The sequence below is a fragment of the Nocardiopsis sediminis genome (genome assembly GCF_042650565.1).
Taxonomy (GTDB): domain Bacteria; phylum Actinomycetota; class Actinomycetes; order Streptosporangiales; family Streptosporangiaceae; genus Nocardiopsis_B; species Nocardiopsis_B sediminis.
On the sequence record NZ_JBHSBH010000015.1, the window covers coordinates 72,993 to 91,955 of the forward strand.

Annotated in this window: 18 protein-coding genes; 6 read left to right on the forward strand and 12 right to left on the reverse strand. The window is 72.8% G+C overall.

What is annotated here, in order from left to right:
• Positions 1–98: 98 nt before the first annotated feature.
• The 5 genes from ACFOVU_RS22940 to map all read right to left on the reverse strand — a co-directional run bounded on the left by ACFOVU_RS22940 (position 99) and on the right by map (position 6,721).
• A complete protein-coding gene (locus ACFOVU_RS22940; RefSeq protein WP_378536903.1) occupies positions 99–1,049 on the reverse strand; it encodes a S66 peptidase family protein in 951 nt (316 codons plus the stop codon).
• A complete protein-coding gene (locus ACFOVU_RS22945) occupies positions 1,046–3,151 on the reverse strand; it encodes a S9 family peptidase (protein ID WP_378536905.1) in 2,106 nt (701 codons plus the stop codon). The genes ACFOVU_RS22940 and ACFOVU_RS22945 overlap by 4 nt, the downstream gene beginning before the upstream one ends.
• Positions 3,152–3,376: 225 nt before the next feature.
• Complete coding sequence (locus ACFOVU_RS22950; RefSeq protein ID WP_378536906.1) at positions 3,377–4,759, reverse strand: M20/M25/M40 family metallo-hydrolase; 1,383 nt, start codon at positions 4,757–4,759, stop codon at positions 3,377–3,379.
• 128 nt (positions 4,760–4,887) lie between these two features.
• Positions 4,888–5,721: a M55 family metallopeptidase gene (locus ACFOVU_RS22955; RefSeq protein ID WP_378536908.1), complete on the reverse strand. Its 834-nt coding sequence runs from the start codon at positions 5,719–5,721 to the stop codon at positions 4,888–4,890.
• A 148-nt stretch (positions 5,722–5,869) separates the two neighbouring features.
• Positions 5,870–6,721: a type I methionyl aminopeptidase gene (gene map, locus ACFOVU_RS22960; RefSeq protein ID WP_378536909.1), complete on the reverse strand. Its 852-nt coding sequence runs from the start codon at positions 6,719–6,721 to the stop codon at positions 5,870–5,872.
• Between the two features lie 114 nt (positions 6,722–6,835).
• Here map and ACFOVU_RS22965 point away from each other — a divergent pair, with 114 nt between their 5' ends.
• Positions 6,836–7,033, forward strand: a complete 198-nt coding sequence (locus ACFOVU_RS22965) for a hypothetical protein (RefSeq protein WP_378536910.1) — start codon at positions 6,836–6,838, stop codon at positions 7,031–7,033.
• Between the two features lie 64 nt (positions 7,034–7,097).
• On the opposite strand, the gene ACFOVU_RS22970 is transcribed toward ACFOVU_RS22965, so the two are convergent.
• Positions 7,098–7,706, reverse strand: coding sequence for a hypothetical protein (locus ACFOVU_RS22970; protein ID WP_378536911.1), 609 nt, complete (start codon positions 7,704–7,706; stop codon positions 7,098–7,100).
• 220 nt (positions 7,707–7,926) lie between these two features.
• On the opposite strand from ACFOVU_RS22970, the gene ACFOVU_RS22975 reads away from it, so the two are divergent.
• Complete coding sequence (locus tag ACFOVU_RS22975) at positions 7,927–9,030, forward strand: glycoside hydrolase family 5 protein (protein ID WP_378536912.1); 1,104 nt, start codon at positions 7,927–7,929, stop codon at positions 9,028–9,030.
• 56 nt (positions 9,031–9,086) lie between these two features.
• On the opposite strand, the gene ACFOVU_RS22980 is transcribed toward ACFOVU_RS22975, so the two are convergent.
• Positions 9,087–9,464 (reverse strand): hypothetical protein, encoded by a 378-nt coding sequence (locus ACFOVU_RS22980; RefSeq protein ID WP_378536914.1) that lies wholly within the window; start codon positions 9,462–9,464, stop codon positions 9,087–9,089.
• Between the two features lie 112 nt (positions 9,465–9,576).
• Between ACFOVU_RS22980 and ACFOVU_RS22985 the strand changes: the two genes are divergently transcribed.
• Positions 9,577–9,972 carry a winged helix-turn-helix transcriptional regulator gene (locus tag ACFOVU_RS22985; RefSeq protein WP_378536915.1) on the forward strand — a complete coding sequence of 132 codons (396 nt, stop codon included), beginning with the start codon at positions 9,577–9,579 and terminating at the stop codon, positions 9,970–9,972.
• A 31-nt stretch (positions 9,973–10,003) separates the two neighbouring features.
• On the opposite strand, the gene ACFOVU_RS22990 is transcribed toward ACFOVU_RS22985, so the two are convergent.
• From ACFOVU_RS22990 to ACFOVU_RS23010, 5 genes are all read right to left on the reverse strand, one after another.
• Positions 10,004–11,026: an ABC transporter ATP-binding protein gene (locus ACFOVU_RS22990; protein ID WP_378538187.1), complete on the reverse strand. Its 1,023-nt coding sequence runs from the start codon at positions 11,024–11,026 to the stop codon at positions 10,004–10,006.
• A gap of 5 nt (positions 11,027–11,031) precedes the next feature.
• Positions 11,032–12,063, reverse strand: a complete 1,032-nt coding sequence (locus ACFOVU_RS22995; RefSeq protein WP_378536916.1) for an ABC transporter ATP-binding protein — start codon at positions 12,061–12,063, stop codon at positions 11,032–11,034.
• Entirely contained in the window at positions 12,060–13,076 is a 1,017-nt protein-coding gene (locus ACFOVU_RS23000) for an ABC transporter permease (RefSeq protein WP_378536918.1), read from the reverse strand. The genes ACFOVU_RS22995 and ACFOVU_RS23000 overlap by 4 nt, the downstream gene beginning before the upstream one ends.
• A 109-nt stretch (positions 13,077–13,185) precedes the next feature.
• Positions 13,186–14,229, reverse strand: coding sequence for an ABC transporter permease (locus ACFOVU_RS23005; protein ID WP_378536919.1), 1,044 nt, complete (start codon positions 14,227–14,229; stop codon positions 13,186–13,188).
• 4 nt (positions 14,230–14,233) lie between these two features.
• Positions 14,234–16,084: an ABC transporter substrate-binding protein gene (locus tag ACFOVU_RS23010; protein ID WP_378536921.1), complete on the reverse strand. Its 1,851-nt coding sequence runs from the start codon at positions 16,082–16,084 to the stop codon at positions 14,234–14,236.
• 238 nt (positions 16,085–16,322) lie between these two features.
• On the opposite strand from ACFOVU_RS23010, the gene ACFOVU_RS23015 reads away from it, so the two are divergent.
• The 3 genes from ACFOVU_RS23015 to murQ all read left to right on the forward strand — a co-directional run bounded on the left by ACFOVU_RS23015 (position 16,323) and on the right by murQ (position 18,931).
• Entirely contained in the window at positions 16,323–17,036 is a 714-nt protein-coding gene (locus ACFOVU_RS23015; RefSeq protein ID WP_378536922.1) for a metal-dependent hydrolase, read from the forward strand.
• Positions 17,037–17,105: 69 nt separating this feature from the next.
• Positions 17,106–17,768 carry an O-methyltransferase gene (locus ACFOVU_RS23020; RefSeq protein ID WP_378536924.1) on the forward strand — a complete coding sequence of 221 codons (663 nt, stop codon included), beginning with the start codon at positions 17,106–17,108 and terminating at the stop codon, positions 17,766–17,768.
• A 197-nt stretch (positions 17,769–17,965) separates the two neighbouring features.
• Entirely contained in the window at positions 17,966–18,931 is a 966-nt protein-coding gene (gene murQ, locus ACFOVU_RS23025; protein WP_378536925.1) for an N-acetylmuramic acid 6-phosphate etherase, read from the forward strand.
• Positions 18,932–18,963: the final 32 nt, after the last annotated feature.

An 18,963-nucleotide genomic window follows, 5' to 3' on the forward strand; every position in this document is an offset into this window, starting at 1 on the left:
GGGGCGGGGATCCGATGCGCCCCTCGCGTGCGGCGGGGACCGGGCCGCCGGTCGTCCCGGCCGCCCGGCCCCCGCCGCACGTCATGCCACCGCCCGCCTCACAGCAGCGCGGGCGCGTCCAGGGTGAGCGTGCACGCGTCGGCGTCGAGGGTGGCCGCCGCCCCCAGCGGGACGGTGACCTGGGCGGGAAGGTGGCCGAACCCGAACTCCCACACGACCGGGATCCCCAGGGGTTCGAGCCGCTCCAGCATCAGCTCGCGGATCAGCTCGGGCCCGGGCGTGCAGTCGGTCCACGACCCCAGCAGCACCCCGGCGACCCCGTGCATCCACCCGCTGCGCAGCAGCTGGGTCAGCATGCGGTCGATGCGTGAGATGTCCTCGTTGACGTCCTCCAGCAGCAGGAGCCCGCCCGCCGCCGATCCCCTGCTGTGCGGGGTGGCGACGCCGTCGTTGAGCAGGCTGAGGTTGCCGCCGATGGTGACCCCGCGGACCGTGCCGCCGACGAGCGTGCTCGCGCTCTCGGGCGCCAGCACGGTCTGCGACTCCGGCTCGAACAGGGCGGAGCGCAGGCCCTTGACGGCGGTGTCGTCGCCCACGAAGTAGCCCGATGCCAGCACCGGCCCGTGCAGGGTGGACACGCCCAGTTCCACGGCGAACGCCTCGTGCAGCGCCGTGACGTCGCTGAACCCCACCAGCGCCTTGGCGGGGCGGCGGCGCAGCACGTCGAAGTCGAGCAGGTCCACGGTGCGGTGTGCCCCGTTGCCGCCGCGGGCGCACAGCACGGCCGCGGTGTCGGGGTCCAGCCACGCCTGCTGGAGGTCGGCGGCGCGGTCGGCGTCCATCCCGGCGAGGAACGGGAACAGCGGGTGCCGGTCGCGCAGGTGCGCCCCCTCCTTGACCTCCAGCCCCCAGTCGCGCAGGATCTCGATCGCGCCGTCGAGCAGGTCCGGGTCGACCGGGCTGCACGGCGCGACGACCGAGACCGTGTCGCCGGGCACCAGCCGCGGAGGCCGGGTCAGCCCGCCCCGCCCGCCTACGGCCTCGTTCATGATCGCAGCTCCAGGGCCGGGGCGTCGGTCTCGAAACCGAAGACGCGCGCGTACAGGGACAGCTCCGCCTGGAGGGCGGTGCGGATCGTGGACTCGCGGCGGAACCCGTGCTGCTCGCCCTCGAAGGTGAGGTAGGCGTGCGGCACGCCTCTGCCGCGGATGCGCTCCAGGAACCGCTCGCTCTGGATCGGCGGGCAGATCTCGTCCTCCAGCCCCTGCATCAGCAGGAACGGGACGTTCACGGAGTCGCCGTGGTTGACCGGCGACCGCTCCTCGTAGCGCTCCTTGACCTGCGGCCACGGGCCCACCAGGCTCTCGAGGTAGCGGGATTCGAAGTCGTGGGTCTCGCCGGTGCGCCATCCGGCCAGGTCCACGATGGGGTACTGGATGGTGCCGCAGTGGAAGGCGTCGGTGAAGACGAGTGCGGCGGCGCTGGTCCAGCCGCCCGCGCTGCCGCCGCGGATGGCCAGGCGGGCGGGGTCGGCCAGCCCTTCGGCGACCAGGCCCTGGGCCGCGGCCACGCTGTCCTCGACGTCGACCACGCCCCAGTTCTCGCGCAGCCGCTCGCGGTAGGCGCGGCCGAACCCGGTGGATCCGCCGTAGTTGACGTCGACCACGCCGATTCCCCGGCTGGTGAAGTAGGCGATCTCCAGGTCGTGCAGCATCGGGGCGCGGCTGGTGGGCCCGCCGTGCACCCACACCACGTAAGGCGGCAGTTCGCCGGGGGTGCCGGTGTAGTCGGGGTTGTGCGGCGGGTAGAGGTTGGCGTGCACCTCGCGCCCGCCCGTTCCGGTGAACACCCGCGCCTCGGGCCGGGGCAGGTACCCGGCGACCGGGCCGTCGGCGGCGGTGGCGGAGGCCGTGGAGGTGTCGGCGGACCGCGGCCTGCTCAGCGAGCGCCACGTCCCCTCGTAGATGTCGACCGCGACCACCTCGGCGGGCAGGGTGGGCGAGGCGGCGACCCCGACGACGGTGCGTTCGTTGGGGTCGGCGAGGGTGAGCTTGCCGAACCATTCGGTGTGGGGCGTGTCGAAGTCGAAGATCTCCCCGGTGTCGGGCGAGAGCACGCCCAGCGACGTGGTGGCCCGGCCGTGGATGAGGACGAGGTGGTCGTCCTGCAACGGCACCATCCAGCGCTGGCCGAGCTGCCACAGCGGGCCGCCGAACTCCTCTTCCCTGCGGGCCAGCGCCACCGCGGGACGGTCGGGGCCGTCGACCCCGGTGATGGTGATCTGGTGGGGGTTCCACCAGCCGTCGGGGTCGGAGATGCAGAACAGGGTGGCGCCGCTGCCCCATTCCGCCTGGACGACGGACTCGTCCGGGCCGCCGGCCACCGCGCGGGGCTCCCCCACGGGGATGGCGCGGGCGTCGTCGTTCTCGAACAGGTCCACGACGTTGAGGACGGTGGAGTCCCAGGGCATGGCGGGGTGGTCCCAGCCGATCCAGGACAGCCGGCGGCCGTCCTCGGAGAGCCGCGGGCAGGCGAGGAAGTGGTGGCCGGTGGCGACCACGCGCACGGCGCCGGGGTCGTCGGCGGCCGATCCGTCGAGCGGCACGGCCACGATGGCCCGCTGGAGGGCCGGGGCGGGTTCGGCGTCGTCCGCGCCGCCGCCATCCTCGGCGGCACCGGGGGCCGCGGCCGCGTCGGGGAGGTGCTCCTCGCGGATGCACCACACCTCGCGGTTGGGCCCCAGGATCGGTTCGACGTAGCGCAGGCCGGAGGCGATCGCGGGTGCGGGGGTGATCGGCAGCGGGTCGGGGGTGACGCCGGGCTCGTAGAAGTAGAGCCGCTGGTCGGAGTACTCGCTGAACACCACGGCGGTGCCGCCCGTCTCGCCGTGCACCGGCAGGAAGGGGCGGCCGCCGTACTCGTGCACCCGGCTGCGGGCGTTCCACGGGGCGGGCAGCACGGTCTCGGGGCGGCGGTCGGGCGCGCCGAGGCGGGTGCGGCACAGGGTCACGCGCCCGCCCTCGGCGGGGCGCGGTTCGGTCCACCACACCTCGTCGTCGATGGCGGACGGCCAGTTGGGCATGCCGTCGTGGCGTGCGACGTCGTCGGCGTCGATCGGTGAGGGCCAGGAGCCGTAAGGGAGGGTTCGCATGGTGCCCTTCTGTCCGGGGGAACTCGGGTCTGTCCGGGTACTCACTTCGCCCGGGTACTCACTGTCCGAGAGGTACGGCCGTCATGGAAGTACTCCTATCCCGGCGGCACACGCCGCCCGGTGCTCTTTGTATTCGGTCCGACGATTCCGGGTGTTTCGGTCCAAGAATGCGCGCCGTTTCGCGTCGGCGGGCGGTGTGCGGTGTGCTGTGTTTGGCGGTTCGGCTCATTCGACGGTGGTCAGGAAGCGGTCCAGGACGCGCAGCCCGAAGCGCAGGGCGTCGACGGGTACCCGCTCGTCGACGCCGTGGAAGAGCGCCCCGTAGTCCAGCGATGTCGGCAGCCGCAGCGGGGAGAAGCCGTAGCCGACGATGCCGAGCTCGGAGAACTGCTTGGCGTCGGTGCCGCCGGACATGCACACGGGGACGACGTGGGCCTCGGGGTCGTGGGCGAGCAGCGCGGAGCGCATGGCGGCGAAGGTGGGCGAGTGCACCGGCGACATCAGCGCCGGTGAGGAGTGCCGGTACCCCCACGAGACGCGGTCGCCGGTGAGGGCGTCCAGGGTGGTGCGGAACTCGTCCTCGGCGCCGGGCAGGACGCGGCCGTCGATCCCGGCGGAGGCGCTGCCGGGGATGACGTTGACCTTGTACCCGGCGTCGAGCATCGTGGGGTTGGCGCTGTTGCGGACGGTGGAGGCGAGCAGGGACGACGCCGTTCCCAGGCGCTCCAGCAGGGCGTCGAGGTCGCGCTGCGGGTCGAAGTCGGGGGCGTCCAGGTCGACCTTGACCCCCACGGCGGCGGCCACCTCGGTGATCGCGGCGCGGGTGAGCGGGGTGAGCCGGACCGGCCATCTGTGCTCGTGGATCCGGGCGACCGCGGCGGCCAGGGCGCCCACCGCGTTGTCGGGGTTGACCTTGGAGCCGTGCCCGGCGGTACCGCGGGCGGTGAGCTTGAGCCACGCCGAGCCGCGCTCGCCGGCGCCCACCGGGTAGAGCCGCACGCGCTCGCCACCGGGGGTGGTGGCGTGGAAGGTGTAGGCCCCGGATTCGCTGATGCCCTCGGTGCAGCCCTCGAACAGGTCGGCGTGGCGGCGCACGAGGAAGTCGGCGCCGTGGGCGGCGCTGTCCTCCTCGTCGGCGGTGAAGGCCAGCACGATGTCGCGCCGGGGCGCCCGGCCGGTGCGGGCCCAGTCGCGCGCCAGCGCCACGACCATGGCGTCGGCGTTCTTCATGTCGATCGCGCCGCGGCCCCACACCATGCCGTCGCGGACCTCGCCGGAGAACGGGTGCACCGACCAGTCGGCGGGGTCGGCGGGGACGACGTCGAGGTGGCCGTGGACGAGCAGCGCCGGGGCGGCGGGGTCGGTGCCGCTGATGCGCGCCACGACGTTGGCGCGCCCGGGCGCCGACTCCAGGATCAGCGGTTCGAGCCCGGCGTCGGCGAGGCGCTCGGCGACGTACTCGGCCGCCGGCCGCTCGCGGCAGTCGCCGCCGCCGCGGTTGCTGGTGTCGATGCGGATCAGGTCGGAGGTGAAGCGGACGACTTCGTCGTCGGCGGTCTCCAGCGGCGCGTGCCGCCGCCCCTCGTCTGCCTCGTTGCCCGGTCGCAAGGTTCTGAGTTCCTGCCGTTTCGGTGTCGTGGCCGCCCCCGCCGCGCACGCCCGCCCCCGTTTCGGGTCCGGGGCCGCTTCGCCATTGCCGGCGGCCCCGCACGCGGTGCGCGGGCCGCCCGCCCGGGTCATCCGTACCGCGTCTCCACGGCCGAGGAGATGAGCGTGGCGACGGTCTTGAAGCAGCGGATCATCTCATAGGCGTTCGGCGATGTGGACCGGACGCGCCGCTCCCCCACCTGTTCGACGCCGGGCGCCGTGGCCGCGGCGCCCGCGAGGTGGGCGGCGTCGACCTCCACTTCGACGGTGAGGGGGTCGTGCCGGACCGGCGCCGTGCGCCCCGCGAGCGCCATGGCCGACCGCGCGGCCGCGGCGATGTCGGCGCGGGTGCGCGCCGGCGTGCGGCAGACGGCGGCGTAGCGCGACACGTAGTCCTTGACCGCGACGGTGCGGGCCTCGGGAGCGTAGGCCGCGGCGTCGTCGCAGGCGCGGTCGTCGCCGGTGACCAGCACGACGGGCACGCCGTATTCGGCGACCACGAAGGAGTTGAGCCGGCCTTCGCTGGCGGGCTCGCCGTTCAGCCACACCCCGGTGATGGAGTTGGGCAGGTAGGTGTGGGCGAGCACCCCTTCGTCGCCGGCACCGCAGTGGTAGCCCACGAAGGCGATGGCGTCGATGTCGCCGTGCTGGACGCCCTCGACCATGGAGAGGTCCTTGTGGCGGCCGGTGAGCATGACGGCGCGGTCGTCGAGGCGTTCCAGGAGCAGGTTGCGCATGGTCGCGTGGGCCTCGTTGACCATGACTTCGTCGGCGCCGCCGGCGAAGAAGCCCTCGATGGCGCCGTTGACGTCGGAGGTGAACATCGACCGGCAGCGCTGCCACTGCTCGGTCCCCGGCTCGACGTCGGCCGGCCAGGTGACCCCCGTCGCCCCCTCCATGTCGGCGGAGATAAGGATCTTCACGGGATGGACCCTACCGGTTGGACCCGGGGCGGCGGTATCCCACCGGCGTGGCGCGGTGGCCGGGTCAGGCCAGGAATGCCCCGGTCAGATGGGGTTCGATCGGGGTCGTCCGGGGGACCCGCCCCGGCGCCGCGCCGGGCCGCCGAGGTCAGGGCAGGGTGAGGATCTCGGCGCCGGTGTCGGTGATGACCAGGGTGTGCTCGAACTGGGCGGTGCGGCTGCGGTCGGCCGTGACGGCGGTCCAGCCGTCGTCCCAGATGTCGTAGGCGATGCCGCCCAGGGTGATCATGGGCTCGATGGTGAAGGTCATGCCGGGCTGCATGACGGTGGTGGCGCGGGGGTCGTCGTAGTGCGGGATGACCAGGCCGGAGTGGAACTCCGGGCCCACGCCGTGGCCGGTGAAGTCGCGGACGACGCCGTAGCCGAAGCGCTTGGCGTAGGACTCGATGACGCGGCCGATGACGTTGACCTGGCGGCCCGGCCGGCAGGCCTTGATGGCCCGCATGGTGGCCTCGTGGGTGCGTTCGACCAGCAGCCGCGACGCGTCGTCGACGTCGCCGGCGAGGAAGGTGGCGTTGGTGTCGCCGTGGACGCCGTGGATGTAGGCGGTGATGTCGATGTTGACGATGTCGCCGTCGGCGACCACGGTGTCGTCGGGGATGCCGTGGCAGATGACCTCGTTGAGCGACGAGCACAGCGACTTGGGGTAGCCCTTGTAGCCCAGCGTGCTGGGGTAGGCGCCGTGGTCGACCAGGAACTCGTGGCCGATGCGGTCGAGCTCGTCGGTGGTGACACCGGGCACCACGTGCTTGCCGACCTCGGCCAGGGCCTGGGCCGCGATCCGGCCGGCCACCCGCATGTTCTCGATGGTCTCGGGGCTCTGGAGGTCGCCCAGCACACCCTCGACCGGGTGCTTGCGGCCGACGTACTCGGGGCGTGCGATGGAGGAGGGGACCGAACGAGGCGGCGAGATACGCCCGGGAACCAGCGGTGTGCTCATGTCGTCGCAGTGTAGTTCGTACGGCTTGCGGCCGGATCCGCGTCGGGAGGACGCAGCGCGGGTAGGAGCCGGGTGCAGGCAGTCGAAACCGGAACGAATCAGCGGGAGTCGACCATGAGCGACCGGGACGACATCACGCCCGGCGGCGACCGGCGGTGGTGGTATTGCCTCAGGCACAGCAGGCCCGAGCAGGGGCCGGGCTGCCCCGACAAGTACCGGCTGGGCCCCTACCCCGACCGGGAGACCGCCGCCGAGGCGCTGCACACCGTGGCCGAGCGCAACGAGGCGTGGGACGAGCAGGACCGCGACTGAGCGCCCCCGGTACCGCCACCGGCGGGACCGGCGCCGGAGCGCGGAGGCGCCGGCCGGGCGGGTGTCACCGGTAGCTGTCCTGGCGGTCGAGCACGCGAGGGCCGCTGACGAGGTCGAGGAAGCGCGACAGGCGGTCGCGGACCCCGGCCTTGCGGCGGCCTTCGGGCTGCCCGGCCGACGTGCTGACCAGGTGTTGCAACCCCTCGAACGACAGCGGTGAGCGATCCGGGACCAGGCTGATGGAGTCGTGGGCGAGCGCGCCGAGCTCGGGGTCGCCGTGGTCGAGCGCGAGGACGGTGGCGCCGGTGCGGCGGGCGTCGTCGACCCGCTCCAGCAGCGGCACCGGGGCCTCGGCCTCGGAGTTCACAACGAACAACGTCTCGCCCCGCCGGGCGTCCTCGAGGCGGTCGAGGCCGATGCGCAGATGGGCCGGGGCATCGGGCGGCGGGTCCCAGCGGACCAGGCTCGGCGCCAGCTGCGGCAGGCCGGCGTAGCGGCTTTCGTCGTCGAGGTGCGCGGCCAGGTGCCAGGGCTCGTCGTCGGGTGTGCCGACGAGGAGCAGCCCCCCGGGGTCGCGGGTGCGCCGCAGGGCGCGGCCGAGGTCGTCGGCGCGTTCGATCCACGAGGTCGAGGCCAGGAGGTCGCGGAGAAGGGATACATCTTGAGCGTCCACCCCTCCATGGTGCACGATCACCGCCCCTCGCGCAGAGCTTGTCCACAACCCGCGTCGTGCGCCCCACCTGCAACGGACCGGCGACCGCCCCGTGCCCCTATTGACGCAATGGGAAGGTGTCGTTACCGTCCGGGACCAGCGACCCGGAAGGCGTTTTCGGCGCCCCGGGCGCCACCTCCCCACACCCCCCTGCCCGCGCCCCACCCCCCATGGAGACACGATGGCGCGCCTCCCCCGCCCCCTCCCCCACGCACGCCTCCTGCCCACCGCGGTGGCCGCCCTCCTGGGCCTGGCCCTGGTGTCCGCGGCCCTCATCGCACCACCGCCGATGCCCGGCTCCGGCGCTTCGGCCGTCGCCGCCGAGTCCGGCCGGGCCACCTCTGCCGTGGCACCCGCCGGCAGCCCGGTCGCCGAGAACGGGCAGCTCGCCGTCTGCGGCACCCGCCTGTGCGGCGAGGACGGCCGACCCGTCCAGCTCCAGGGCATGAGCAGCCACGGGCTCCAGTGGTACGGCCACTGCCTCACCGACGGCTCACTCGACGCCCTGGCCGGCGACTGGAACGCCGACGTCCTGCGGATCTCGATGTACATCCAGGAGGACGGCTACGAAACCGATCCAGAAGGGTTCACCCAGCGGGTCCACGAGCTGATCGGCGAGGCCACCGAACGCGGCCTGTACGCCATCGTCGACTGGCACATGCTCACCCCGGGCGACCCCAACCACAACCTCGACGCCGCGCGCACCTTCTTCACCGAGATCGCGCGCGAGCACGCCGGCAACCCCAATGTCCTCTACGAGATCGCCAACGAGCCAAACGGCGTGGGCTGGAGCTCGATCAAGGGCTACGCCGAGCAGGTCATCCCGGTGATCCGCGCCGAGGACCCCGACTCCGTGGTGCTCGTGGGCACCCGGGGCTGGTCGTCGCTGGGGGTCTCCGACGGCTCCGACGAGGGCGAGATCATCGCCGACCCGGTCGACGCCGGCAACCTGATGTACACGTTCCACTTCTACGCGGCGTCCCACGGCCAGAACTACCTGGACACCCTCGACCGCGCCAGTGACGAGCTGCCGATCTTCGTCACCGAGTTCGGCACCGAGTCGGCCACCGGCGACGGCGCGCACGACTTCGCCATGGCCCAGCGCTACATCGACCTCATGGCCGAGAAGCAGATCGGCTGGGTCAACTGGAACTTCTCCGATGATTTCCGCAGCGGGGCCGTCTTCAACGAGGGCGTCTGCGACGCCGGCGGCCCCTGGACCGGCGAGGAGCCCCTCAAGGAGTCCGGCCAGTGGATCCGCGACCGGATCCGCGAGGCGGCCTGACCCGCGCCCGCCCGCTCCACGCGGCCCCGTGCCCGCCGGGCACGGGCCCGCCCCGGTCAGCCGCCGACGATGCGGCGGACCAGGTCGGGCATCCACTCGACGTACTCGACCTCGGGCCCGCCCCGGTGGCGGGCGTACAGGAAGCGTCCGGTCGCGCTGCGCGCCTCCGGCACGGTGATCTCCCCGCCGCCGGCCGCGACGGCGCCCGCCACCTCATCGAGGTCGGAGACGACGACCGTGGCCGACGCGTTCGCATAGCGGGCACGGACCCCCGGCGTTCCCGCGATGACCAGGAAGTCCCCGATGGCGGCGAGCTCGACCCCCTCGAACGCGAAGCGCAGATCGGGTTCCTGCCCGGTCAGGGCCCGCAGCAGCGGCAGGGCGGTGTCGAGGTCGTCCGCCCACAGGCGGGCATAGGTCTTCAGAATCGTCATGGCCGTTCCCGTCTCCCGACGTCACCGGGCCGGCGCCCGGACATGGAAGAACGCTAGGAGCGCGCCGGTTGACCGGGAAGACGGCACTTTCCGGTGAGAGGGGAACCCTGAGGTGACCGAACAGCTCAGCGGCGCATCCGGCCGGCCCGATGTGACGCGGGTCAACACCGTGGCGACCGAGGTCTTCGCGACCGTCGCCGGCCGGTGGGCGGTGCCGGTGGTCTACGCCCTCGGCGACGAGACCCGGCGCTTCACACATCTGCGGGCGCACCTCGACGGGGTCAGCCACAAGGTGCTCACCCAGACGCTGCGCGCCCTCGAACGCGACGGCCTGGTGGAGCGGACCGTCCACCCCACGGTGCCGCCCCGCGTGGACTACGCCCTCACCCCGGCCGGACGGCGGATGCGGTCGGCCATCGACGGCGTGTGCGCCTGGACCCGGGCGCACCTCGACCACATCGACGCCGCCCGGGACCGGTTCGACGGTGCGCGGTCGGGCACCCCCTGAGCCGGTCCCCGGAGCGGACGGGACGCGTGCGCTACTCGGCCGGCGTGGTCTCGCGGGCCCAGTGGCAGGCGGCGCGGTGGGTGTCGTCGGCGGGCAGGATCCCGGGGTCCTCCGTGCGGCAGCGCCCGGCCACCCCGGCCCGCTCCGCCTCGCCCGAGGCGAGGATCTGGCAGCGGGCGTGGAACCGGCAGCCGCCCGGGATGCGGGTGGGGTCCGGGGGCTCGCCGGCGAGGACCACCGGCTCGCCGGCGCCGGCGTCGGGCAGCACCGACAGCAGCGCCCGCGTGTAGGGGTGCCGGGGCGACCCCAGCACCTCCTCGACCGTCCCGGTCTCGACCACGCGGCCCAGGTACATCACCGCGACCCGGTCGGCGATGTTCCACGCCAGGCCGAGGTCGTGCGTGACCACCAGGGCCGACAGCCCCAGGTCGTCGCGCAGCCGCAGCAGCAGTTGCAGGATCTCGCCGCGCACCGACGCGTCCAGCGAGGCCACCGGCTCGTCGGCGATGATCACCTCGGGGTCCAGCACCAGCGCCCCGGCGATGACGACGCGCTGGCGCTGCCCGCCCGACAGCTCGTGCGGGTAGCGCAGGAAGTAGCGCTCGGGCGGACGCAGCCCCGCGCGCGCGAGGGCTTCGGCGACGCGCTGCTCCTCATCGGCCGCGGCGCCCTCGTGGATGCGCAGCCCCTCGGCCACGGCGTCGTAGACGGTGTGGCGCGGGTTGAGCGAGCCGCTGGGGTCCTGGAGGACGAGCTGCACCCGCTTGCGGAACGCCTTGAGCTGCCGCGACCCGTACTTCAGCGGCTCGCCCTCGAACGCGACCCGCCCCGAGGACGCCTTCTCCAGCCCCAGGAGGGTGCGGGCCAGGGTGGTCTTGCCGCACCCGGACTCCCCCACCAGGGCGACGATCTCGCCGGGCCGCACATCGAGGTCGACCCCGTCGACCGCGCGGGCGGTGCCGCGCCCGCCGCGGCCCTTGAACCGGACGTAGAGGTCGGCCGCGCTGAGCACGGGCGTGCCGGCGGCGGGCGGGCCCTGCTCGGCGGTCTCCATGGCGGTCACGCGGAGGTCTCCTTCTCGGGTGTCGCGGTCGCGGCGGCCCCAGGGACCCCCGCCTCGGCGGCCTGCTCGTCGGTCAGCACCCGCACGCACGCGGCGGCGCGGTCGGGGCCCGCGGGCCACAGCACCGGGTCGACTTCGGCGCAGCGGTCCTCGGCCACCGCGCAGCGGGGGCGGAAGGAGCACCCGCCCGGCAGGGCCGCGGGGTCGGGCGGGTCACCGGCGAGCCCGCTGGGGGCGCGGCGCGACGCGGGGTCGCCAATGCGCGGGAAGGCCGCGCTCAGCGCCCCGCCGTAGGGGTGCCGGGCCCCGGCGAACACGGTGCCGGCGGGGCCCTCCTCGACGATGCGCCCGGCGTACATGACGGCCAGCCGGTCGCAGGTGTCGGCGAGGACCGACAGGTCGTGGCTGATCATCATCATGCTGATGCCCTGCTCGCCGACCAGCCGGTCGATGAGGCGCAGGATCTGCGCCTGGATCATGACGTCAAGGGCGGTGGTGGGCTCGTCGGCGATGATCAGGCGCGGCTCGCAGGCCAGCGCCATGGCGATCATGACGCGCTGGCGCTGGCCCCCGGACAGCTCGTGGGGGAAGCTGCGCGCCCGCCAGCGGGGCAGGCCCACGTGCTCCAGCAGCTCGCCCACGCGCCGGGTGGCCTCGGCCGGGGTCGCGGTGTTGTGCAGCAGGATGGGCTCGGCGATCTGGTCGCCGATGCGGCGCACGGCGTTGAGGGAGTGCATGGCGCCCTGGAAGACGATGGAGGCGCCGACCCAGCGCACCGCGCGCAGCCGCCCCCACCGCATGGTCAGCACGTCCTCGCCGTCGAGCAGGATCTCCCCGCTGAGCGTCGCCGAGGAGGGCAGCAGCCGCAGCAGCGCGAGGGCCACGGTCGACTTGCCGCACCCGGACTCCCCCGCGACGCCGAGCTTGCGCCCGGGCTCGACGGAGAACCCCACCCCGCGCACAGCGGGGACCTCGCCGCCCGCGGTGCGGTAGGTGACGTGCAGGTCCTTGACTTCGAGGTAGTTCACCGGCGCTCCCGCAGCCTGGGGTTGAACACGCCCTCCAGCGCCCGCCCGCACAGGGTGAACGCGAGGGCCACGACCGCGATGGCCACACCGGGGGGCAGCATGTACCACCAGATGCCCGAGCTGACCGCGCCCGCGGTGCGGGCGTCCTGGAGGATGCCGCCCCAGGAGATCGTGCTCGGGTCGCCCAGGCCGAGGAAGGCGAGGGTCGACTCCATGATGATCGACTCGCCCACGATCAGCGTGGTCTGGGCCAGGATGACCGGGGTGACGTTGGGCAGCACGTGCCGGAGCATCACGTGGGTGTGCCCGCCGCCCAGGGCCCGCGCGCGCTCGATGTAGGGGCGCGCCTCGACCGCGATGGTCTGGGCGCGCACCAGGCGGGCGGTGGTCGGCCAGCAGGTGACCCCGATGGCGATGATGATGGTCAGCGTGCTGCGGCTCATGACCGCGGCCAGGGCGACCGCCATGACGAGGGTGGGCAGCACCACGAACCAGTCGGTGATGCGCATCAGGACGTTGGACCACACGCCGCCGAAGTGCCCGGCGACGATGCCGACGAGGGTGCCCAGCGCCACGCAGACGAACGTGGCGAGGAACCCGACGGTGAGCGAGATCCGCGCGCCCCAGACGACCAGGTCCAGCACGGACCGGCCGAAGGCGTCGGTGCCCAGCGGGTACTGCGCGCTGGGCGGCTCGAAGCGTCCGCCGGGGGCGCCGGTGACGGTGAGGCCGGCGGGGTCGATGAACAGCGGTGCGGCGACGGCGACCACCACGAACAGCAGCAGGGCGCCGAACCCGAACATGCCCGCGCGGTTGCGGGCGTACTCGCGGCGGAACCCGGTCAGGGCGCGGCGGCGCCGTTCCCACAGCAGGGCCCGGCGCGAGGCGGGCGGCGGTGGCGGCGGGGTGGGGGCGGCGGGTTCGTGGACCGGCGCGGCGCCCTGCGCGGGCACGGTCCCGGCCGGCGCGGCTCCCTCGCCGTCGTCCTCGCGCGGCAGCTCCGGGGCGCTCATGGTGTGCCCCGCTCACTCGAGAGCCGTACTCTCCGTTCGCGTCCGGGGCTTCCCGGGGCACCGCCCGGCCCGGACGGGTCCGTCGTGGTCACCGGCCACTCCATCCCATTCATACGCGCACCCTCGGGTCCAGCATGGGGTACACCAGGTCGGCCAGCAGGTTCATCAGGATCACCGCGCCCGCGAAGACCACGAACAGGGCCTGCACGGTCGGCAGGTCGGGGACCCCCAGCCCGGAGTAGAACAGCGAGCCGAGCCCGGGCCAGGCGAACACGGTCTCGACCAGGATGACCCCGGCGACCACGCGGCCCAGGTTCAAAAAGATCAGGGTGACGGTGGGCAGCAGCGCGTTGGGCGCCGCGTGGCGGCGCAGGACGAGGGCGTCGCGCAGCCCCTTGGCGCGGGCGGTGGTCAGGTAGTCCGAGCCCATCTCGTCGAGCAGCGACGACCGCATGATCATCATGTACTGCGCGTAGGTGACGGCGACCATGGTGGCGACCGGCAGCACCATGTGGTGGGCGACGTCGACGGCCACGTTGAAGGTGCCGCTGACACCGGGGGTCATCATGCCGCTGGTGGGGAAGAGCCCGGTGCCCGATGCGAACACGACGATGAGGATGAGGCCCAGCCAGAAGGACGGCACCGACCACATCGTCAGCGCCACCCCGGTGTTGACCCGGTCCATGGCCGACCCGCGCCGCCAGGCCGAGCCCGTGCCCAGCAGCAGCCCGAGGATCGCGGCGACGATGGTCCCGGTGCCGGCCAGCAGCACGGTGGGGCCGATGCGCTCGGCGATGAGTTCGGCGACGGGCACGCGGTACTGGTAGCTCATGCCGAAGTCGAACCGCAGCAGGCCCAGGCAGTAGTCGAGGAACTGCTGCGGCAGCGGCTGGTCGAGGCCGAAGTCGCGGCGCATGTTCTCGAGCTGCTCGGGGCTGACCGCGCGGCCCTGGGTGAGGGCGGTGACGGGATCGCCGGGCAGGATGCGGAACAGGAAGAAGCTGGTCACCATCACCGCGACCAGGGAAACGGCCGCCGTCAGCAGCCGCCCGCCCAGGTAGCGGAGGGTCCTGTGTGCCGCGCCGCGGCGGCCGCCCCGGGGCTCGGTGCCCGGGGTGGCCGCCGCAGGGGCCTCGTCGTGCGGAGCGGTCAATGCATCACTCTCGATCTTCGGAGGTCTTCGACCTCCGCCAGAAGTAGAAGGCGCCGCCCGCGACGGCCACCACGACCACGGCCCCGACGCCCGCGAGCACCCCGGCCGACGGCCCCGCCCCGGCTCCGGAGCCGGCCCCGGCCGGTGTGGCCGAGGTGAAGCTCCAGTGGCCGTCCTGGCCCCAGATGTTGCCGCCGGGGTCGGGCTGGACCTGGATCGAGGAGATCTGGTCGGAGCGGTAGGCCTCGAGCGTGTTGGCGTAGGTCAGGACGTTGACCACGGCCTCTTCGTAGAGGATGGCCTGCATGTCCTTGACGATGTCGGCGCGCGCCTGCGGGTCGTCGTAGGTGGCCAGCTGCTCGGCGTAGAGCTCGTCGTACTCCTCGTTGCAGAAGTAGGCGTCGCTGCGCATGGTGCCGGGCTCCTCCGGCAGGGCGTCGCAGGTGTGGATGCCGAGGACGTAGTCGGGGTCGGGGTTGACGCTCCAGCCGGTCATGATGAGGTCGTAGTCGCCGCTGTTCAGCGCGTCGCTGAGCACGCCGGGGTCGACCGTCTGGTTGTCGATCTCGATGCCGATGCCGGCCAGGCGCTCGGTGAGGACCTGCCCGATGCTGACGTAGTCGGGCCGGTCGTTGTGGACGTGCAGGCGCAGTTCGAGCCGGTCGCCGTCGGGCGAGGTGCGCACGCCGTCGTCGCCCATCTCGTAGCCGGCGTCGTCGAGCATCCGGTTGGCGGCGTCGACGTCGAAGTCGAGGCGCTGGTCGTCCGCGGGGGTCCAGGCGTAGTCGGGGTATCGGGAGGGGATGTAGCCCTCGGCGGGCTCGGCGTAGCCGCCGTAGACGTTCTCGACGATCTCGTCCTTATCGATCGCCCGCATGATGGCCTGGCGCAGGACCCGGTCCTGGAGGGCGGGGTGGCCGTCGCCGAACGCCTCGCCGTCCTGGGTCTCGGCGCCGGGGTTGATGGTGAACGCCTGGAACCGCTTGCCGGTGGCGTTGTTGACGGTGATCCCGTCCTCGCCTTCGAGGGCGTCGGCCTGGGCGGGGGTGAGGCCGCTGATGAGGGAGACCTCGCCGCTGCGCAGGGCCTCGACCTGGGCGTCCTGCTCGGGCATGGTCGTGAAGACGATGCGGTCGAACCTCGGGGGGTCGCGCCAGTAGTTGTCGTTGGCCTCCAGGGTCACCGACTGGTTGGGCTCGTAGCCGGTGATGACGAAGGGCCCGCTGCCGACGATCGGGAAGTCCTCGTCGTTGTTGAACTCGCCGAAGTTCTCGACGTCCTCCCAGATGTGGCGGGGGACGATGGGGATGTCGAGCGCGAGCATGGTCGCCTGCGGCTCGGAGAGCACGATCTCGAGGGTGGTGGCGTCGGGGGCGGTGGCGCTCTCGAAGTTGGCGACGAAGTTGCCGTTGGCGGTGGCGGCGGCGTCGTCCTCGATCATCTTGGTGTAGGTCCAGGCGATGTCGTCGGCGGTGAGGGGCTCGCCGTCGCTCCATTCGACATCGTCGCGGATCTGGAAGGTCCAGGTCAGGCCGTCGTCGGAGGTGTCCCACGACTCCGCGAGCGCGGGGATCGGCTCGTTGGTGGCGGGGTCGTAGTTGGTGAGGTAGTCGTAGCTCAGCCGGTGCAGGTTGGTGCTGATGAGGCGCTGGGCGAGGAATGGGCTGAGGGAGTCGGCGGGCTGGGACACCGCGACGGTCAGGGTGGTCCCGGAGTCCTCGTCGGTGCCGGCGGCCGCAGCGGGCAGTGCGGCAAGGGCGAAGGCCGCGGTCGCGGCGGTGGCCGAGAGCAATCGGCGGGAGAGCCGCGATCTGCGCGATCGCCGTCTCGGGGGGTCCGGCAAATTGGTGGCCATGCGTGAGTCCAACCCCTTTGTTTCGTGGGGGACGGGGATTCCGACCGTCGGTGTGTTGGTTGTTTACCAGCGTGGACGGAAGAGCGTCAACGAGCTACACGGTCCCTGTCACGCATTGTTTACGATGTTCCGGGCGGATGGTCGGCGCCACCCCGAGATGCGCCCGACCGGGTATTAACGTCGCGCCGAAACTCGGGACGATTCGCCAGGAATCGCCGTGACCGCTACGGTTCCCGCCATGATGGGGCACTCACACGCACTGAGCGGCGTGGTCGGCTGGATGGCGGTCGTTCCGCTCCTCCAGGGAACAGAGATCTTCGGGATCGGCTTCGAACTGGGGTCCGGCGAGATCATCGCGGGCGGCCTGGTCTGTGCGGGGGCCGCGCTGCTCCCCGACATCGACCACAAGAGCGCCACCGTCACCAACACCTACGGCGTGGTCACCCGGACCCTGGGGGCGCTGTTCAACTGGATGTTCGGCGGGCACCGCAACGGCACGCACTCGCTGCTGTTCGCGCTGCTCATGGGGGCGCTGACCCAGGCGCTCGCGCTGTGGTCCGACCTCGCGGTGCAGATCTTCGTGTTCCTGCTGATCGGCATCGCCTTCAACGGGCTCGGCTTCGGCATGGACAAGAACAAGACCGCCGCCGAGATCATCAACGCCTTGGTCACAGCGGGCATCACGCTGGCGCTGTTCACCAACGACGTGAACTACACGTGGATGGGCCTGGCGGTCGCCTTCGGCTGCCTGCTGCACTTCATCGGCGACATGATCACCGAGATGGGCGTGCCCCTGCTGTGGCCGTTCTGGAAGTACCGGTTCGGGCAGAACATGGGGTTCAAGACCGACAGCAAGATCGAACGCAAGATCGTCACCCCGCTGCTGACGATCGCGATCATCCTCTACAGCGTCTACCTGTTCCCCTGGCCCGACCTCATGCCGGAGTCCTGACCCGGGCCCCCGCCACCGGGCCGGGCCGTTGCCCGGTCCCGGCGGCACCCCCGGGCTAGGGTGATCACCGTGACGCGCACATCGGAGTCCCTGAGCCCGGAACTGCACGACTACATCGTGGCGCACAGCGCCCCGGTCGACGACGTCCTCGCCGACCTCGCCGCCGAGACCGAGCGGCGCTACCCGCGCAGCGCGGGCATGCAGATCGGCCCTGAGCAGGGCACCTTCATGACCCTTCTGGCCCGGCTGATCGGGGCCCGCGACGCCGTGGAGATCGGCACCTTCACCGGCTACTCCGCCATCTGCACCGCACGCGGCCTGCCCGCCGACGGCACGCTGCTGGCCTGCGACATCAGCGAGGAGTGGACCTCGGTCGCCCGCCGCTACTGGGAGCGCGCAGGGGTCGCCGGCAAGATCACGCTCAAGCTGGCCCCGGCGCTGGAGACCCTGCGGGCGCTGCCCGAGGGGCCGCGGTTCGACCTGGCGTTCATCGACGCCGACAAAGAGGGCTACGTCGGCTACTGGGACGAGCTGGTCCCGCGCATCCGCCCGGGCGGCGCGCTGCTGATCGACAACACCCTGTCGCACGGGCGGGTGATCGACCCCGGCGAGACCTCGGTGCAGGTCCAGGGCATCCGCGACTTCAACGACCACGCCCTGGCCGACCGGCGCGTGGACGTCGTCATGCTGCCGATCGGCGACGGCCTGACACTCGCCCGCCGCAGGGACTGACCTCCCCGGCGCGACGGCGCGGCCCGGCGCGGGCCCCGCCGTCGAACGGGGCCGGGGATGAGAGCGGTACCGCCTGAGGGTGGTGCACGGGGCGCATGGTAAATAACCTTCCCGTGTGAGCGGATCACGGGAGAAAACCAACCCGGCGGCCCGCCACCACCGCATCCCAGGCCCCGACGACGAGGACGCGCCACCTGATGACCACCACCGAGGGCCCCTCCGCCGAGCTGCGCCGGCAGTTGGAGACGCTGTCGACCGAGGCACGCCGGCCCGATCACGCCGAGATCGACCGGCTGCCCACCCTGGACCTCGCGCGGACCATGAACGATGGCGACGCCGAGGTCCCCGCCGCCATCGCCGCCGCGCTGCCCGCCATCGCCGCCGCCATCGACGCCGTCGCCGAGCGCATGCGCGGCGGCGGCCGGCTCATCTACGCCGGCGCCGGGACCGCGGGGCGCATGGGCGTGCTCGACGCCAGCGAGTGCCCGCCCACCTTCAACACCGCTCCCGGGCAGGTCATCGGGTTGATCGCGGGCGGCGAGGAGGCCATCCGCACGGCGGTCGAGGGGGCCGAGGACGACGAGGAGCGGGCGGCCGCCGATCTGGACGCGCTCGGCCTGGGCCCCGATGACGTGGTGGTGGGGATCTCCGCGTCGGGCCGCACCCCCTACGCCGTGGCCGCGGTCGCCCACGCCCGCGCGGCGGGGGCGCTCACCGTCGGGCTGGCCGGCAACGCCGGCTCCCCCCTGGGTGCCGCCGCCGAGCACCCGCTGGAGATCGAGACCGGGCCCGAGCTGGTCTCCGGCTCGACCCGGCTCAAGGCGGGGACGGCGCAGAAGCTGGTCCTCAACATGATCTCCACCATCACGATGATCCGGCTCGGCAAGACCTACGGGAACCTCATGGTCGACCTGCGATCGACCAACGAGAAGCTGCGGGTGCGCTCGCGGCGCATCGTCTCCCTAGCCACGGGGGCGCCCGAACCGGAGATCGAGAAGGCGCTCGCGGCCACCGGCGGCGAGGTCAAGGACGCCATCCTGATGATCCTCGCCGGGGTCGGCGCCGCCGACGCCGCCGAGCTGCTCGCCGAGGCGCAGGGGCACCTGCGCGCGGCCCTCGAAGCGGCCCCCAATGGAGCCGCCCCCGCCACCGACGGCGACTGAGCGCCGCCGACCCCACCCATCGCCGAGGGAGT

Bases quoted from the DNA above. Each gene is read 5' to 3' on its own strand.
- ACFOVU_RS22980 (WP_378536914.1), bottom strand. From the start codon at position 9,464: ATGACGATTCTGAAGACCTATGCCCGCCTGTGGGCGGACGACCTCGAC.
- ACFOVU_RS22965 (WP_378536910.1), top strand. From the start codon at position 6,836: ATGAGCGACCGGGACGACATCACGCCCGGCGGCGACCGGCGGTGGTGG.
- ACFOVU_RS22945 (WP_378536905.1), bottom strand. From the start codon at position 3,151: ATGCGAACCCTCCCTTACGGCTCCTGGCCCTCACCGATCGACGCCGAC.
- ACFOVU_RS23015 (WP_378536922.1), top strand. From the start codon at position 16,323: ATGATGGGGCACTCACACGCACTGAGCGGCGTGGTCGGCTGGATGGCG.
- ACFOVU_RS22990 (WP_378538187.1), bottom strand. From the start codon at position 11,026: ATGGAGACCGCCGAGCAGGGCCCGCCCGCCGCCGGCACGCCCGTGCTC.
- ACFOVU_RS23010 (WP_378536921.1), bottom strand. From the start codon at position 16,084: ATGGCCACCAATTTGCCGGACCCCCCGAGACGGCGATCGCGCAGATCG.
- map (WP_378536909.1), bottom strand. From the start codon at position 6,721: ATGAGCACACCGCTGGTTCCCGGGCGTATCTCGCCGCCTCGTTCGGTC.
- ACFOVU_RS23000 (WP_378536918.1), bottom strand. From the start codon at position 13,076: ATGAGCGCCCCGGAGCTGCCGCGCGAGGACGACGGCGAGGGAGCCGCG.
- ACFOVU_RS22940 (WP_378536903.1), bottom strand. From the start codon at position 1,049: ATGAACGAGGCCGTAGGCGGGCGGGGCGGGCTGACCCGGCCTCCGCGG.
- murQ (WP_378536925.1), top strand. From the start codon at position 17,966: ATGACCACCACCGAGGGCCCCTCCGCCGAGCTGCGCCGGCAGTTGGAG.
- ACFOVU_RS22975 (WP_378536912.1), top strand. From the start codon at position 7,927: ATGGCGCGCCTCCCCCGCCCCCTCCCCCACGCACGCCTCCTGCCCACC.